This is a genomic window from Terribacillus jepli (assembly GCF_047228925.1).
Lineage (GTDB): Bacteria > Bacillota > Bacilli > Bacillales > Amphibacillaceae > Terribacillus.
The window spans coordinates 58905-76288 of record NZ_JBFEGH010000005.1; the positions used below are offsets into that span (position 1 = coordinate 58905).

The 17384-nt window shown below is 45.1% G+C and carries 15 protein-coding genes; 14 read left to right on the plus strand and 1 reads right to left on the minus strand.

The annotated features are described in order from the left end of the window. Window positions 1–385 precede the first annotated feature (385 nt). From AB1K91_RS07390 to araA, 13 genes are all read left to right on the plus strand, one after another. On the plus strand, window positions 386–1102 hold the full coding sequence (locus tag AB1K91_RS07390; RefSeq protein WP_413089133.1) for an AAA family ATPase: 717 nt from the start codon (window positions 386–388) through the stop codon (window positions 1100–1102). Window positions 1103–1222: 120 nt separating this feature from the next. Then, window positions 1223–1690, plus strand: coding sequence for a GNAT family N-acetyltransferase (locus AB1K91_RS07395; RefSeq protein WP_413089134.1), 468 nt, complete (start codon window positions 1223–1225; stop codon window positions 1688–1690). Between the two features lie 11 nt (window positions 1691–1701). Further along, window positions 1702–2130, plus strand: coding sequence for a GNAT family N-acetyltransferase (locus AB1K91_RS07400; RefSeq protein ID WP_413089135.1), 429 nt, complete (start codon window positions 1702–1704; stop codon window positions 2128–2130). A gap of 21 nt (window positions 2131–2151) precedes the next feature. Next, window positions 2152–2742, plus strand: a complete 591-nt coding sequence (locus AB1K91_RS07405) for a type 1 glutamine amidotransferase family protein (RefSeq protein ID WP_413089136.1) — start codon at window positions 2152–2154, stop codon at window positions 2740–2742. Window positions 2743–2831: 89 nt separating this feature from the next. Then, window positions 2832–4703 carry a BglG family transcription antiterminator gene (locus tag AB1K91_RS07410; RefSeq protein WP_413089137.1) on the plus strand — a complete coding sequence of 624 codons (1872 nt, stop codon included), beginning with the start codon at window positions 2832–2834 and terminating at the stop codon, window positions 4701–4703. A gap of 88 nt (window positions 4704–4791) precedes the next feature. After that, on the plus strand, window positions 4792–6129 hold the full coding sequence (locus AB1K91_RS07415) for a PTS sugar transporter subunit IIC (RefSeq protein ID WP_413089138.1): 1338 nt from the start codon (window positions 4792–4794) through the stop codon (window positions 6127–6129). Between the two features lie 59 nt (window positions 6130–6188). Next, window positions 6189–7622: a glycoside hydrolase family 1 protein gene (locus tag AB1K91_RS07420; RefSeq protein ID WP_413089139.1), complete on the plus strand. Its 1434-nt coding sequence runs from the start codon at window positions 6189–6191 to the stop codon at window positions 7620–7622. 14 nt (window positions 7623–7636) lie between these two features. Beyond that, window positions 7637–7963 carry a PTS sugar transporter subunit IIB gene (locus tag AB1K91_RS07425; protein WP_413089140.1) on the plus strand — a complete coding sequence of 109 codons (327 nt, stop codon included), beginning with the start codon at window positions 7637–7639 and terminating at the stop codon, window positions 7961–7963. An 11-nt stretch (window positions 7964–7974) separates the two neighbouring features. Then, the gene (locus tag AB1K91_RS07430) at window positions 7975–8307 is read left to right on the plus strand and encodes a PTS sugar transporter subunit IIA (protein WP_413089141.1); all 333 of its coding nucleotides are present in this window, start codon (window positions 7975–7977) and stop codon (window positions 8305–8307) included. Window positions 8308–8465: 158 nt separating this feature from the next. Continuing rightward, a complete protein-coding gene (locus AB1K91_RS07435; RefSeq protein WP_413089142.1) occupies window positions 8466–9881 on the plus strand; it encodes a M20 family metallopeptidase in 1416 nt (471 codons plus the stop codon). Between the two features lie 153 nt (window positions 9882–10034). Then, window positions 10035–10733 (plus strand): L-ribulose-5-phosphate 4-epimerase, encoded by a 699-nt coding sequence (gene araD, locus AB1K91_RS07440; RefSeq protein ID WP_413089143.1) that lies wholly within the window; start codon window positions 10035–10037, stop codon window positions 10731–10733. 12 nt (window positions 10734–10745) lie between these two features. Beyond that, a complete protein-coding gene (locus tag AB1K91_RS07445; RefSeq protein WP_413089144.1) occupies window positions 10746–12437 on the plus strand; it encodes a ribulokinase in 1692 nt (563 codons plus the stop codon). Window positions 12438–12452: 15 nt separating this feature from the next. Further along, the gene (gene araA, locus AB1K91_RS07450; protein ID WP_413089145.1) at window positions 12453–13925 is read left to right on the plus strand and encodes an L-arabinose isomerase; all 1473 of its coding nucleotides are present in this window, start codon (window positions 12453–12455) and stop codon (window positions 13923–13925) included. A 128-nt stretch (window positions 13926–14053) separates the two neighbouring features. Here the strand turns inward: araA and AB1K91_RS07455 are convergent, their stop codons facing one another. Beyond that, a complete protein-coding gene (locus AB1K91_RS07455) occupies window positions 14054–14326 on the minus strand; it encodes a hypothetical protein (RefSeq protein WP_413089146.1) in 273 nt (90 codons plus the stop codon). A 319-nt stretch (window positions 14327–14645) separates the two neighbouring features. On the opposite strand from AB1K91_RS07455, the gene acnA reads away from it, so the two are divergent. Continuing rightward, the gene (acnA, locus tag AB1K91_RS07460) at window positions 14646–17363 is read left to right on the plus strand and encodes an aconitate hydratase AcnA (protein WP_413089147.1); all 2718 of its coding nucleotides are present in this window, start codon (window positions 14646–14648) and stop codon (window positions 17361–17363) included. Window positions 17364–17384 lie beyond the last annotated feature (21 nt).

Consider the following 17384-nt stretch of genomic DNA (forward strand, 5'->3'; position numbering starts at 1 on the left):
CAAAGTGGAATACTGATCTCCATAGTCTTACATGTAAAAGGTGGTTGAGTGATGTCTGCGTTTACCTATGTAATGCTTGTAGTGGGAGTAGGATTTATGTTGAGGCTGGTTTTTTCTCGGAAAAGAAGTTGTCGATTGAGTGATATGGAGCGATTATCCTACCACAGCAAGCAGATGAAAATCGGTTGGATGACAGGCAGTAGCTTATTTCTTTTGTTGTGCTGGCAAAGATTTTGGAGTGGATTCGTATAAACGATATTCTGCATGTGCTCCTTGCTTATTTGTTTTTATTTATCGGTGAGTTGATCTATCATTACGTTTGTTTTTACCGGATGAAAAAAGCAATACAATCTGGCTTTTAGAGTCGAACAAAGGAGCTGAGCATTTGTTTTTAAAAAGAGTGAAGCTGCTGCGGGACAGCAGCCATCATCCACATACATACCCTTACTCTATCCCGGCAATCCAGCAACTCGACGAACTGGAACTGGCAAAGCCAGTGACTTTCTTTGTTGGAGAAAATGGGAGTGGGAAATCAACTTTGATGGAAGCAATCGCAGATATATGCGGGTTCAATACAGCTGGGGGAGGACGAAACAATACATATGAAGTAGAAGCATCCGAAGCGGCGCTTGCGGATAATATCCGATTATCTTGGCTGCCGAAAGTGACGAATGGCTTTTTTCTGCGTGCTGAATCATTCTATCATTTTGCTTCCCATATTGATGAAATTGGATCGTTTCATGCCTATGGTGGTAAATCGTTGCATCACCAATCCCATGGTGAAGCTTTTCTTTCTTTATTTCAGAACCGTTTTGGCGAGCGGGCCATCTATCTGCTTGATGAGCCGGAGGCAGCATTGTCTCCGCAGCGGCAGCTGACATTTCTGCGCATCATCCGTGATTTGGAAAAAACCAAGCAAGTGCAATTCATCATCGCGACGCACTCGCCGATCCTACTGGGATACCCAGGAGCGGAAATTCTGCATTTCAGTGAGGAAGGCATACAATCGGTAGGCTACGAAGAGACGGAGCATTATCAGATAACAAAAGGGTTCCTGCAAAATCGAGAAGGGTATTTGAAGCATTTGTTTTTGGAAGAATAGCGCTATTCTCGTAAGCTTGCCATCGATGTTTCCTCGATTGGATGTCCAAGAGCCGGTTCTCTTTAGGGACCTATTCCTGTACAATAAAAAGAAAAATATGGAATATGGGGGATGAGCTATATGACAGTCATGTTCAAAGAAATGAATACGGAAGAGGTGCATCATTATATTGAATTTGAAATTCTTAACTATGCAGAAAATGTATCGGCTAATCTAGGTATCCCGAAAGCAGCAGCCCTTAAGGATGCAGAGATCCAGCTTAACAATTCATTGTCAGAAGAGAACAGAAAAAAAGATCAATTCATTGGGCATGTATTTTGTGAAGATAAAAAAGAGAATGTCGGCATTATATGGTATAACATCCAGGCAGAACGGGACAGGGCGTTTATCTACCATATTTATATACATGAAGCATTCCGTAAAATGGGCTATGCCAGTGCAGCACTGACACATTTAGAAGAAGTGGCAAAGCGTAAAGGCATCGGCAATCTAGCATTGAATGTTTTTGTGGCTAACACAGCTGCACAGCACTTATATAAACGACTGGGATATGAGACAGCATCGATGGTGAAGACGAAGAAACTGTAAGGAGGCACGTTATGCAAATCCGTATTTGTAAGGAAGAGGATCTGGAATCATGCAGTGATACCTTTGCTAAGGTTTTTAATGGAGCGCCGTGGAATGAAGCTTGGACAGCAGAATCCGCATGCCCTTACCTGCTGGATTTCTACCGAACACCAGGGTTTACAGGTATTGTTGCAGTAGAAGCGGAAGAGGTCATCGGCTTTATCTTTGGGGCGAAAAGGAAATGGTGGTCAGGGGAAGAATTCTTTATCAATGAGATGTGTGTACGATCTGATCAGCAGAATAAAGGCATCGGAAAGGCTCTGATGGACTATTTGCTGAAAACAACAGATACAAAGACGATAACATTGTTGACGGACCGAGGATTACCAGCCGAAACATTTTATAAACGAAACGGATTCGAGGAAATAGACAGAATCATGTTTCTTAGTCGGGAAGTCTAAAAAAACAAAAAAGCAGGTGCCATGATGAAAAAAACAGTCCTTATTTTTCTGATCGAGGAGTACGCAGATTGGGAAGCAAGCTATATAGCTGCAGAACTGCAAGCACCACATTCAGACTACCAGGTGAAGACCGTCACGCTGGATGGACAACCAGTTTCGTCTATCGGCGGATTTAGAGTTCTCCCAGATTATAGTTTGGCAGATACAGAGACGATCGACTTTCACTTGCTCATCCTGCCTGGCGGCAACACATGGAGGCAGCCTGAAACCGTGCCGGTAAAAGAGCTGGTAGCACATTGTGCTGCAAGTAATATTCCGGTGGCTGCTATTTGCGATGCAACAGTCTTCCTTGGAAGACATGGTTTCTTGGATGGAGTGAAGCATACAAGCAACAGCTTGGAATACCTACAAGCAGGTGCTCTTGATTACAAGGGCGAGCAATACTATATCGAGTCGCAATCTGTGAGGGATGGAAATCTGGTTACAGCTAATGGGACCGCACCTTTAGAATTCGCCAAGGACATATTGAATTTACTTAGGGTTAGGGAAGAAGAGAAAATTGATCAGTGGTATCGATTCTTTAAAGAAGGTTCTGTTGCTTTTTCAAAGTAAACCAAGTTTATTTAAGTAGAAAACATTAAGAGGGACCTCCTTTATCGGACATCTGTATGAGATCATCTTTTAGGAAGAGGTGATACAAATTGCTGTCAAAGAGACAGATTGGAATTCTTGAATTGTTAGAACTTGGCGACAGATATACTGGTGAACAGATTGCTGGCATGCTGGGAGTAACAGCGAGAACTGTAAGGACCGATATGCGTGTAATATCTAGTACATTGCCAACTTTTGGAGCGGTCATCGATTCTAAAAGAGGGAAGGGGTATAGATTGATTCTGCAAGATTCGGAAGCATATAACCGTATGAAAATGCAGACGCAGGAGATGGAGGATCAATCGGACCGTGTCACCAAATTAGCCCTTCTGTTGTTACAAAGAAAGACCTACCTCAAATTAGAGGATGCTGCAGAAATACTGTATGTCAGCGAATCTACCATTAAGAATGATTTGAGAGTGTTAAAAAAAGATTTGGAACGAAGGGGTCTCACTGTTATCACTAAGCCAAGATACGGGATACGTGTCATTGGGTCTGAGCGACAGCTGCGAAACGTATATCGCACATTCCTTGAAGCAGATACATCTATACCTGGGCTTAAGGGGCAATTGTATCAGCAGCTCAGGAATTTGGTTGTTTCTGTACTCAAGGAAGAAGATACGTTGGTAACGGAGATCGGCGTGGATAATCTAGTTATTCATATTTGGATAGCGAGTGAACGGATGGATGCAGGTTTAGTGGCGGATATATCAAAAGCAGACAAAGAGCATCTTTCCAGGTTGAAGGAATATCAAGTTGCTCAGAAGCTGGCAAAAAGCGTTGGTACTGTACTGGGAGTAGAACTGCCAATAGACGAAGTCGTATACATGACGATGCATTTACTGGGAGCTAAATCAGTCTCTTACGAAGACAAAGGAATGAAGAATTTTACGAAGGTAGTGGATTCCCGCATCATTGAAATTTCAGCATCATTGCTCCGGGTGGCAGATGAACATATGCAGCTCTCACTTGCTAATGATAATGAACTTCTCAGTGGTATTGCTCTGCACCTAAAACCAGCATTAAACCGTTTTAAATACGGACTTACGATAAGGAATCCGATGCTCTCTGAGATTAAACAAGCATATCCGAAAGCATTCGATGCCAGCGTATTGATGGGGAAAAAACTTCAGGAGCTGACGGATGTGTCAATTAATGAGGATGAACTTGGCTACTTGGCTTTGCATGTCGGAGCTGCGATGGAGAGACAGGAAAGTCAGCGGGTGAAAAAACGAGCTTTGGTCGTATGTGCAACTGGAATCGCCAGTTCGCAGCTGCTGTATTATAAGCTGCAAGCCCGATTTAGCGGCAGGATGGAAATTGCAGGCACGTGCAGCGCTGCGGATTTACAAAGACGGTCACTTGAAGATATTGATCTCATTATCACTACGGTACCGCTGTCGAATACACTGTCTAAACCAATTATCAATGTCCATACACTGCTTCGGGAGTCTGATGTAGGACATATTGAACGGATCATTGCAGATAGATTGCAAACCTTGTCTGCCTATATCCCGGCAGATCATATCTTTTTGCAGCAATCTTATACAAAGCGTGACGATGTATTACAATTTTTGGTTGCGCAAATGGAAAAACGCTTTATAGTTCCATCTAATCTGCTGGCGCTCATAAAGGAAAGGGAAGAGATGGCCCCGACATTTCAGGAAAACTTAGTTGCAGTCCCGCATCCTATTTACCCAGTGATGGATGAACCGGTTGTGCTCTGCTGCACGTTACAGCGGCCGATTGATTGGGGAGGACATGAAGTGCAAGTCATATTCCTTTTCTGTGTGCCAAAACAATATAACGAGGGTTTACAGCAGCTTTACGAGAGCATGGTGGTTTTTATCGAGGATAGGCAGAAAGTGAAACAGCTCATACAAGCGCAGGATTTAGCAGCTTGCCTCCCCCTGTTAAGCTGATAGTTTTCCTATGAAAGAGGAAAAACAATGTATGTAAATGTAAGCGCTTTTATAATAGACTCGGGTATAAGCGAAGGGGGAGAGTCAGATGGGCAAGAAAATGGATAAATTCACAGGTGCCTTAGAAAGCGTAGCTTATACCATATCCAATCAGAAACATATAAAAGCAATCAAGCAATCATTCGTTACCCTGATGCCGGTGATCATTGTCGGAGCGTTTGCAGTCCTGGTCGAGAATATGATCCTGGACCCGGAAACCGGTTTAGCTGCATTCAGTATGTTTTCATTCTTAGCTGAATTACAAGGGATCATGAGCGCAATAAATTATGCGACGCTAAACTTCATTACCATTGCGGCAGTGGTTTTGATCGGGATAGAGCTTGGCAGAATCAATGGCCTCAAATCATTATTCCCTGGTTTAATGGCCTTGATGTCGTATATTTCCGTCATACCAACAACGGTATTTTTAGAGGTCGATGGTTCAGTTCAAGAAGTGGTTAATGTATTAGCTAGGGAGTTCTCAGATCCAAAAAGTCTGTTCCTAGGCATGTTCATCGCTCTCATATCTGTAGAGCTGTTCACCTGGTTTTCCAAGATGGATAAACTCACCATAAAGATGCCTGACAGCGTTCCATCCAATGTAACGACATCATTTGCTTCTTTATTTCCATCGATTATTACAGTGACGATCATAGCCAGCTTCGGCTTTGCATTCCATCGTTTAACAGGAATCTATTTACATGAAGCAGTGTATAACTTAATTCAGCGTCCTTTGGAGTCGGCCATCCAAGGATTGCCGGGTATCTTATTACTAATGTTCGTTGCTCAATTCTTCTGGGTGATAGGAATCCATGGCAACCAGATGATCAAGCCAATCCGGGAGCCGCTTTTACTAGGATCTATTACCGTCAATATGAACGCTTATGCTGCTGGTGAGGAGATCCCGAATATCATTACGATGCCTTTTTGGGATGTTTACATGAACATCGGTGGCTCCGGAGTCACGATTGGACTTCTTGCTGCGATATTCATTGCAGGAAAAAAACAAGAGATGCGCAGCATCGCAAAGTTATCGGCAGGGCCTGGTATCTTCAATATTAATGAGCCAGTCATTTTCGGTGTACCGGTCATGCTGAACCCGATTCTGGCAATTCCATTCATTATTACCCCGCTTATCACGGGAACAATTGGATATATCGCGACGGTTATCGGATTTGCAGATAAAGCTGTTGTCATGGTTCCGTGGACAACACCGCCAATCATCAATGCATGGTTATCTACAGGCGGCAGCTGGGGGGCGGTTGTCACCCAATTGATTTGTATAGCAGCTTCCATTTTGATCTATTTGCCTTTCATTTTCATTGCGAACCGCACACGCAGACTAGACGAAGGTTCCAATGATGAAAGCAGTACGAAGATAGTGTAGTGAATTATTCTGATTTCACTCATCAGACAGCTTACAGTATGGAAAGGGAGAGGTAATATATGACACAGCAGATTCGTATACCAGACCGCTTCATACTGGGTGCAGCAGCATCAGCCTGGCAGACAGAAGGCTGGTGCGGAAAGAAAGAAGGCCAGGATAGCTACTTGGATGTATGGTACAAACAAAATCGGCATGTATGGCATAACGGATACGGTCCTGCTGTAGCGACAGATTTCTATAATCGTTATCAGGAAGATATCGGGTACATGAGGGAGATCGGCCTGACACATTATCGGACTTCTATCAATTGGTCTCGTTTTCTTATTGATTATGAGGAAGGTATCGTTGATGAGACATATGCGGCTTATGTGGAAAGCATGATTGATGAACTTCTAAGCCAAGGAATCAAACCGATGATTTGCTTGGAGCATTATGAAGTGCCTGCTTACTTGCTGGAGAAATACGACGGATGGAGCTCACGTGATGTGGTGAATTTGTACGTCCTATACGCACAGCGCGCACTGGAACGCTTTGGTGGGAAGGTGGATTTGTGGTTCACCTTCAACGAACCAATCGTGCCCCAAACACGGATCTACTTGGATGCCATCCGTTACCCATATGAACAGAATACAAAAAAGTGGATGCAGTGGAATTATCACAAATCCTTAGCTGCAGCAAAGGTTGTTGCATTATTCCGTTCTTTGCCGATCAATAAACGAGATAACAGTAGAATCGGTATCATTTTAAATCCAGAAGTAACCTATCCGAGAAGTTCGGCACACCATGATAAACAAGCAGCAGAAATATATGATCTCTTTTATAATCGTGTATTCTTGGATCCTAGTATAAGAGGGACGTATCCAGAAGAATTAGTTCGCCTGCTGAAAAAACATAACATCATGTTTGAGGCAGCAGATGCAGATTTAGCTCTGATAAAGGAGCATACGGTGGATATAGTCGGATTGAATTTGTATTATCCGCATCGTGTGAAGGCACCAGCCTATCAATGGCGTACGGACACTCCGTTTCACCCTGCTTTTTACTATGATAAATTCGATCTGCCTGGTCGCAAAATGAATCCTTATCGTGGGTGGGAAATCTATCCGTCAATCATTTACGATATGGGGATGCGGATGAAAGAGGAGTATGGAAATATGCCATGGTTTGTAGCTGAAAGCGGTATGGGTGTAGAGAATGAGCAGCGCTTCCGAGGAGGCAACGGCAGAATAGAGGATGACTATCGGATTGCTTTCATCAGAGAGCATTTGGCAGAGACGCTTCGTGTAACCCAAGAGGGATCAAATTGCCTGGGGTATATGCTTTGGGCATTTACAGACAATGTATCGCCGATGAATGCGTTCAAAAACCGATATGGGTTAGTTGAAATAGATTTGGAGAAAGACCGGAACCGCAGGCTAAAGAAATCAGCATTCTGGTATCAGCAAGTCATTCAGTCGAAGTTGCTGAACATAACGGAAGAAGAATACAAATAAGAGGAGGAAACAGCATGAAGCGAATTCTATTAGCATGCTCAGCAGGAATGTCAACGTCAATGGTTGTATCCAAGATGAAAAAAGCAGCAGAAGCTGCAGGAGAAGAATATTATATTTATGCTATCCCGGAAGGAGCAATAGAGGAAGAATTGCAAGCCCATCATGATGAAGTGGTCGTCATCATGTTAGGTCCTCAGGTTCGATTTGCAAGACGAGCAACAGAAAAGCGAGCAGCGCCATATGGAATTCCAGTAGATGTGATGGATGTAAGGTTATATGGCACTGCGGATGGAGAGAAGTTATTGCAAAAAGCGCTACAGCTAGCAAGTCAGCGACAATAGGGGGTGCTCTGGTGAAAGAGACATTGGAAGAAATGCAGCAGGCAGCCTTTCAGATCATCGCGTATGCAGGGGAAGCGCGCAGTCATTACGTAGAGGCCATGCGATTGGCAAGAGGAAGAGATTTTGAGGGCGCGGAATCTGCAATGGCATCAGGAGATAAAGCATACAACCAAATTCATAAAGTGCATGTTTCCTTTGTTCAGAGAGAAGCAACAGGAGAAATGCTGCCGTTTTCGCTGCTTCTTGCACATGCAGAAGATCAGATGCTATCGAGTGAAACAATTAAAATAATGGCGAGTGAGTTTTTGGCATTGTGTACAGAACTGCTTCCGACTTCAAAATAGGCTGACAAGATTAAGATGAGGAGATAAGTTGCTAAGTAAAACAGGCTCAAGCATTTGCTTGAGTCTATTTGCATACTATTGAATTAGATAACTGAGTTTTCAGAATTATGATGCTATAATAGAAGTGAATGAATTCTACTATCAGGAGGAATTCCAATTTGCTAACGAGTCAAAATGTCTATGAGAGTATATCAGAGATCCTGGAAGGCAAAAGGAGCGAGCTGACTGCTGTCAGCGATCGAATATGGGATTATGCAGAGACGAGATATGAAGAAGTCCAATCTGCTGAAATACTAGCGGCGACTTTGGAAGAAGAAGGTTTTGATGTGCAGCGCAATGCGGGGGAAATTGAGACTGCATTTGTTGCTAGCTTCGGCAGCGGGAAACCGGTCATTGCATTTTTAGGCGAGTACGATGCATTATCTGGTTTGAGTCAGGAGGCAGACAGCGTAACAAAGGTTCCGATAGCAGAAGGCGAAAACGGACATGGATGTGGACATAATCTGCTCGGAACTGGGGCAATGGCAGCAGCGATGGCAGTGAAACAGCTAATGGAAGAAAACAAACTGGAAGGAACAGTGCGTTATTATGGCTGTCCTGCGGAAGAAGGCGGAGGCGGTAAGGCATTCATGGCTCGAGCCGGCCTCTTCGACGATGTGGATGTTGCACTGACCTGGCATCCTTGGGATGAAAATCAGGTCTATCATGCAAGGATGCTTGCGACTTGCCAAGTGTATTTCCGTTTTACTGGTACAAGCAGTCATGCGGCATTCAGTCCGCATCTCGGAAGAAGTGCATTGGATGCGGTTGAACTGATGAACATCGGATCTAATTTCCTACGAGAGCACATCATTCCGGAAGGTCAGCTGCATTATGCGATTACCGACGCTGGTGGAATGAGTCCCAATGTCGTTCAGCCAAATGCAGAGGTTCTTTATAAGATACGTGCTCCCAAAATAAGTGAGGTAGAAGCGATTCTGGAGCGGGTAAAAGATGTTGCCAGGGGAGCAGCCTTGATGACAGGAACTGAACTGGAGGTCCAATTCGATGCTTCATCAGCGGACTTGATTCCAAATGCCACGTTAGGCAAGCTGATGCATAAGCATATGGAAGCGACCGAAGCACCTAGCTATACGGAAGAAGAATATGCATTTGCCCAAGAGGTACAACAAACGTTCAGCGCAGAAGAAAAAGCAGTGATACAGAAAAATGAGGATAAGATACTTGCACGAGGTATTTTGGATTTCCCATCAGAACCAGGTTTCTTCAGAGGATCCACTGATGTCGGCGATGTCAGCTGGCTTGTCCCTACTGGTCAAATTTATGTCACTACCTGCGCATTTGCAACACCATTCCATAGCTGGCAGCTTGTTACGCAAGGTAAGTCATCCATTGCCCATAAAGGCATGCTGTTCACAGGAAAAGTGCTGGCTGCATCCGCTGTGGAATTGTTGCAAAAGCCCGAACTGCTAGAAGGAATAAAAGCAGAACATCAGGCCAATCTTGATGGAGAAACGTATAAATCGTTGATTCCGAACGATACGAAACCAGCACCGATTAAAAGAAAAAAATAAAGACAAGCAGACATTTTCTCGGGAGTGTCTGCTTTTTTATGCCAGTTAATCAACTTGTACGTTTATGTTTGAAAAAAGTGATTGATTGTACGTACAAATTGATGTAAAATCACAATAAGTAATCAAATATACGTACAAGAAGAGGTGAGCCTGATGCTGGAAGAATTAAAAGAACAAGTGCTGCAAGCGAATTTGGATCTCCCTAAACATAAGCTGGTTACTTTTACGTGGGGAAATGTAAGCGGTATCAACAGGGATGCCGGCTTGGTGGTGATCAAACCTAGCGGAGTGGTGTATGAAAAGCTGACGGTAAAAGACATGGTGGTTGTCAACTTGGATGGCGAAGTGGTGGAAGGAGACTTGAAACCATCATCAGACACAGCGACGCATTTGGTGCTGTATAAGCATTTTGAAGATATTGGCGGGATTGTCCATACGCATTCTACATGGGCGACATCTTTTGCCCAATCCGGCAAAGGAGTATCTGCGTTGGGAACAACTCATGCGGACTACTTTTATGGAACGATTCCCTGCACCCGTCCTATGACCGGACAAGAGATTCAGAAGGACTATGAGCTAGAGACTGGCAACGTGATTGTGGAGACTTTCCGGACAAAGGGGATTGATCCGAATCAAGTGCCTAGTGTCCTCGTGCATAAGCATGCGCCTTTCAATTGGGGCAAGACACCAGCCGAAGCGGTACATAACGCTGTTGTGCTGGAGGAAGTAGCGAAGATGGCACATCTCTCATACCAGCTGGATCAGCATGTAGAGGATATGGACCAGCAGCTGCTGGATAAGCATTATTTGCGAAAACACGGTGTTGACGCATACTACGGCCAGACGACTTAGGAGGAGGATTCCATGGGGAAGGATAAATTTACAATTGGAATTGATTACGGGACACAGTCTGGCAGAGCGGTGCTCGTCCGGCTGAAAGATGGAATGGAAATGGCGGAGCATGTGACCGAATACCAACATGGTGTCATGGACGTGAAATTGCCGCATTTGGATAAAGCTTTAGGCTATGAATGGGCGCTGCAGCATCCGATGGATTATCTGGATGTTTTGCGGCAGTCTGTTCCCGCAGTCATGCAGACTGCCGGGGTCGATCCGACAGATGTAATCGGACTCGGTATTGACTTCACCGCTTGTACGATCTTGCCAGTGGATGAAAATCTAGAACCATTATGCTTTGATCCGGCATTCCGTGATAATCCGCACAGCTGGGTGAAGCTTTGGAAACATCATGCTGCACAGGAAGAAGCAAACAAGCTGAATGAAATTGCCGGTGAACAAGGAGAAGCCTTCCTTGCCCGCTATGGCGGAAAAATCTCCTCAGAGTGGATGATCCCGAAAATTTGGCAGATCGTTGATGAAGCTCCGGATATCTATGAAGCGGCCGATCAGTTTATCGAAGCTACCGACTGGGTCATTTCCCAGCTGACAGGAGAGCTGAAAAGAAATAGCTGTACGGCAGGATATAAAGCGATTTGGCATAAGCGGGATGGCTATCCGTCCGCTGATTTCTTCGGTAGTTTGCACCCTGCTATGCGGGATCTGGCTGATACAAAATTACGGGGAGATGTTTATCCACTCGGGACGAAGGCTGGTGAACTGCAGGCTGAATTTGCAGCTGCCATGAATCTGTCTCCAGGTATGGCAATTGCAGTCGGAAATGTCGACGCCCATGCAGCCGTACCGGCGATGGGGGTAGTGACACCTGGAAAAATGGTGATGGCAATGGGGACGTCCATCTGTCATATGCTGCTTGGAACAGAAGAGCGGACAGTCGAGGGAATGTGCGGCGTGGTCGAGGATGGCATCATTGAAGGCTACTATGGCTATGAAGCAGGTCAGTCTGCCGTCGGTGATATTTTTGGCTGGTTCGTGGAGGAGCAGGTCCCTGCTTATGTCCATCGTCAGGCAGAAGCTGCCGGGAAAAATGTCCATCAGTGGCTGGAGGAACGTGCTCATGCTTATCGTCCGGGAGAGACTGGATTGCTGGCGCTTGATTGGATGAACGGCAATCGTTCGGTACTGGTTGATACGGAATTGAGCGGAATGGTGCTTGGGCTGACGCTGGCGACCAAGCCGGAGGAAGTGTATCGTGCCTTGCTGGAAGCAACAGCATTTGGCACTCGTAAAATTGTCGACGCTTTCCATCAAAGCGGAGTAGCTGTTGAGGAGCTTTATGCATGTGGTGGTCTGCCGCAGAAGAATAAACTGCTCATGCAGATTTTTGCAGACGTAACGAACCGGCCAATCTATATTGCGGATTCGATACAAACACCAGCTGTCGGTGCTGCGATGTTCGGTGCCGTGGCTGCGGGTGCAGAGGTCGGGGGATATGACAGCATCCTTGATGCAGCGGAAAATATGGCTCGGGTAAAGGAAGAAGTCATTCATCCGATACCGGAGAATGTTGAGATCTACGAATTGCTTTATCAGGAGTACAACAAACTGCACGACTATTTCGGCCGGGGAGATAACGACGTAATGAAACGTCTGAAAGCAATCCGCTCGCAATCCGAAAGGAAATTGACACTACAGTGATAAGGGGGAGCTAGCATGCTGCAAGTAAAGCCATATGTGTTTTGGTTCGTGACAGGAAGTCAGCACTTATACGGGGAAGAAACGCTTAATCAAGTCCAAGGAAATTCAGAGGACCTCATCAATAAGCTGAATGCGCAAGGTACACTGCCGTTTCCGATCACTTTCAAGGAAGTGCTTACCAATGCAGCCGATATCCATCGGGTTAGTTTGGAGGCGAATGCGGATCCGGAATGCGCCGGTTTGATCACTTGGATGCACACATTCTCGCCTGCAAAAATGTGGATTGGCGGCCTGAAGGCATTGCAGAAACCGCTTCTGCATTTGCATACGCAGTACAATCGGGATGTACCATGGGATTCCATTGATATGGATTTCATGAACCTCAACCAATCTGCCCATGGCGATCGGGAATATGGATTCATGGGAACGCGGCTAAACAAAGCCAGGAAAGTGATTGTCGGGTATTGGGGCAACAGGCAAGTGCAAAAGCGTATTGCGGACTGGATGACGACCGCGGTTGGTTTCAATGAAAGCCAGCAGATCAAGGTAGCACGTTTTGGGGATAATATGCGAACTGTAGCGGTTACAGATGGTGACAAGGTAGAAGCCCAAATAAAGTTCGGCTGGACTGTCGATTATTACGGCATTGGGGATCTGGTCGCCGAGATGAAGGAAGTTTCCGACTCAGATGTAGAGGACACCGTAACAGCATACAAAGAAGTATACGACCTGCCAACAGATGAGGATCAGCTTGCTTCCATCCGGGAACAGGCCCGAATAGAAGTGGCGTTGAAACGTTTCTTGGATCGTGGCGGCTATCAGGCATTCAGTACGAACTTCGAGGACTTGCATGGCATGAAACAGCTGCCGGGTCTTGCTGTCCAGCACTTGATGGCGCAGGGCTATGGTTTTGCCGGAGAAGGGGACTGGCGAACTGCGGCACTTGTACGTTTGCTGAAAGCAATGGCGAACAATGAGAAGACGTCCTTCATGGAGGATTACACATACCATTTGGAAGAAGGCAACGAATTGATATTGGGATCCCACATGCTGGAGGTTTGCCCGACTGTTGCGGCCAACCGCCCGTCCATCCAGGTGCATCCGCTTGGTATCGGCGGTAAGGAGGATCCAGCGCGAATTGTATTCGATGGCATTGCTGGTGAGGCAATCAATGTTTCCATCATCGAGCTTGGCGGCCGCTTCCGCATGGTCGTCAATAAAGTAGATGCAATTGAAGCGGAAAAAGACACACCGAATTTACCGGTCGCCAAAGTGCTATGGAAGCCGCAGCCATCCTTGAGTGAAGCGACAGAAGCCTGGATCTATGCCGGCGGTGCACATCACACTGCACTTACGTTTGCACTCACGGCAGAGCAGCTCGAAGACTTTGCAGAGATGGTCGGTATTGAATGCGTGACAATCGATAATGATACAAGCTTGAAGCAATTCCGGAAAGAACTGCAGTGGAACCAAGTGGTGTGGAAGTAAGAACGGCTGTTTTCCAATCTTATTGTGCTGTCAAATCGGCAACCCTGATGGAAAATGCCTTTGAACACTTTGGAAGGCTTGCTATACCCTGTTCAAGGGGGTAAGCAAGCCTTTTGGTATATTGCAGATTATGCATGTTTCCTGTTTAGCAAAAGGAATAGAGCGTAGTTTAAAATGCCACCTAGGACACCAACGGATAGAATACCCCATATTGTAATGCCTCCATACATCTCGTTTGCATTATGTACAATAGCCGCCAAAGGAATCTCGAACAGGCGTAAATCAAATGCTGTATCCACATCGAGAATATTGAACAAAACTGGAAAAACAATGATTACTCCTAAGAAGTAGAGCAAGATAGATAGTAGGAACCCAACAGATACGCTCTTAATCAACTTCATATCAGCCCTCGTTTCTGTAGAATTGTTCTACGATATTTGCCCGTCTTTAAAAAGGTAATAGGAAGCATGGAATAAGAAATACCTCCAAAATAGAAATCACTTGGCATTAATAAACTCCCTCTTATAATTTCCTGTCTAAATATTGCATTGATTCGATTCGTTATTGTTGAATAATCCAATTAATCTGTTTTATCGGTATGCAATTAAGATAGGCTGAATGTTATAACCATTTGTTATACCTAATTATGAAAAACCGATATTTTTATTCATCATTCAGATGCATTATGATACACCTAAGCAAGAGGAGAGGGGTATCTTTATGGCATCCGGTATAACGGAATTTAGAGATAGTCTGAAATCCAGACTGGACTTTGATGGAAAGAGCTATACGTATTACGACCTTTGCAAAGTAGACAATCTATTTCATAGTAATATGGCTCGTTTGCCTTATACATGGAGAATACTGCTGGAATCAATGATACGGCATTATGACGACAGTTCGATCACCCGCCAGCACATCGAAGCCCTTTTAGCTGACGATAAGAAAGATGATCAAGAAATTCCTTTTAAACCTGCACGTGTGCTGCTACATGATACGACAGGAGTTCCGGCGATTGTCGATTTAGCTTCATTAAGGCAGGCTGTAAGCCGCGCTGGAGGCAATGCACATAAAATAAACCCGCAAATCCCGGTCGATCTTGTCGTGGATCATTCGGTTGTAGTGGATTATTATGGCGTAAAAGAATCCATTCAGTTAAATGAAAACTTGGAGTTTGAACGAAATAGAGAACGTTTTCGTTTTTTGCACTGGGCGAAAAAGTCCTTGGATAACTTCCGGATTTTCCCTCCATCCACTGGTATCATGCACCAGATAAATCTGGAGTATCTATCATCTGTAGTATCGAAATTACAGCAAGGTGACGAAACAATTCTTATCCCTGATTCATTGGTCGGAACGGACTCACATACTACGATGATCAATGGGTTGGGAGTCTTAGGTTATGGTGTGGGAGGCATTGAAGGGGAAGCTGCCATGTTGGGACTGCCTTTGTATTCCACCATCCCTGAGGTGGTCGGCTTCGAATTGACAGGTGAACTTCCGGAGACAGCTACTGCTACCGACCTGGCACTGACCATCACCAGTATCCTCCGTAAGAAAGATGTAGTCGGAAAGATTGTGGAATTCCATGGACAAGGCGTTAAACATCTGACTGTGTTTGATCGTGCTACCATTGCCAATATGGCACCAGAGTACGGTGCAACGATGGGGTATTTTCCAGTAGATGACCGCACATTGGAGTACTTGGCCTACATTGGCAGAAGTCCTAATGAAGTGCGGTTGGTAAGGCATTATTACAAAGCGCAGCATTTGTTTTATGATGACAAAGATAGTAAGCAAATCGATTATAAAGATACTGTCTCGTTGAACTTGACCGAAGTGGAAACTTCGCTGTCAGGACCTAAGCGTCCGCAAGACAGAATAAGTTTAGGAAAAGTGCAGCGCGACTATCAAAAGCTAAAGAATAAGCCGATGGAAGAGGGCGGGTTTCATCTTGATAATGCGCAGGACGAAGACAGAACAATTCCAGCAAATCAATTAGTGAAGCCTGGAGATGTCGTGATAGCAGCCATAACTAGTTGTACAAACACTTCCAATCCACATGTCCTCATGCAGGCCGGTCTCATTGCCAAAAAGGCTCGGCAGTTTGGTCTTCAGGTGCCAAAGCATGTAAAAACGTCACTCACTCCAGGATCGCGGGTCGTGACGGATTATTTGCGCGCATCTGGCTTGCTAGCTGATTTGGAAGCATTGGGGTTCCACATTGCCGGATACGGATGTGCGACGTGTATCGGCAACTCGGGTCCATTGGATAAAGGTATTGAAGAGGCGATTGAACAGACTGGCCTGCCGGTGGCTTCCGTCATTTCCGGCAATCGGAATTTCGAAGGCAGGATTCATCCACTTGTCAAATTGAATTATCTCGCCTCCCCGCCGCTCGTGGTCGCATATGCCCTGGCAGGCACAATTGATAAGGATTTCACGCAGGAGCCAATAGGGTTCGATCAAAATGACAAGCCGATTTATCTGATGGATCTCTGGCCCCAAAAGCATCTGGTGGAAAAGTACATTGACACCTATATCAAAATGGAAATGTTCGAGGAAAGATATAGTAATATGGATCAGCTTAATCCCAAGTGGGACGCGATGGATTCACCGGATGGTGCATTATATGACTGGGATAATGACTCCACTTATATCCAAGAAGCCCCTTTCATCGGATATGCTGCCGATTCCGTTCCTGGTGAAAAAGTCGAGGATGCACATGTTTTAGCGTTGTTGGGAGATAGCATTACGACCGATCATATTTCGCCGTCTGGAGCTATCCGGGTTGATAGTCCGGCAGGGAGTTACTTGAATTCCAAAGGTGTCCCGAGGTTGGAATTCAATTCTTTTCCTTCACGAAGGGGAAATCATTTGGTTATGGAGCGAGCTGCTTTTGGAAATGCCCGATTGTATAATAAGCTTGCACCTGAAAAACAAGGTGGATTTACGAAACATATCCCATCTGGAAAAATCATGTCAATCTATGAGGCTGCCAATCTATACAAAGATAATCAAACACCTTTGATTGTCATAGCGGGAAAAGAGTATGGAACTGGGAGTTCTCGTGATTGGGCAGCAAAAGGCCCTGCATTGCTTGGAGTAAAAGTCGTGCTTGCAGAGAGCTTTGAACGAATCCATCGCAGCAATCTGGTCGGTATGGGAATCTTACCTTTACAGTTCACACCAGCTAACACTGCTGAAACGCTTGGAATTACTGGAGAAGAGATGTTTACATTTGAACAGGTAACAAGCAGGAGCAAACCGAAGGATATATGTAAGGTACAGATGAAACGGCAGGATGGTACAATAGTGGAATTCGATACGATTATACGGCTGGACAGCATCATTGATCTGAAATACTATTTCAAAGGGGGCATCTTACCCCATATGTTTGACTACTTCATGAAGCAAGAAGAGGGTTCGCATGTCTGAACCCTCTTCTTTTGGCAAGGA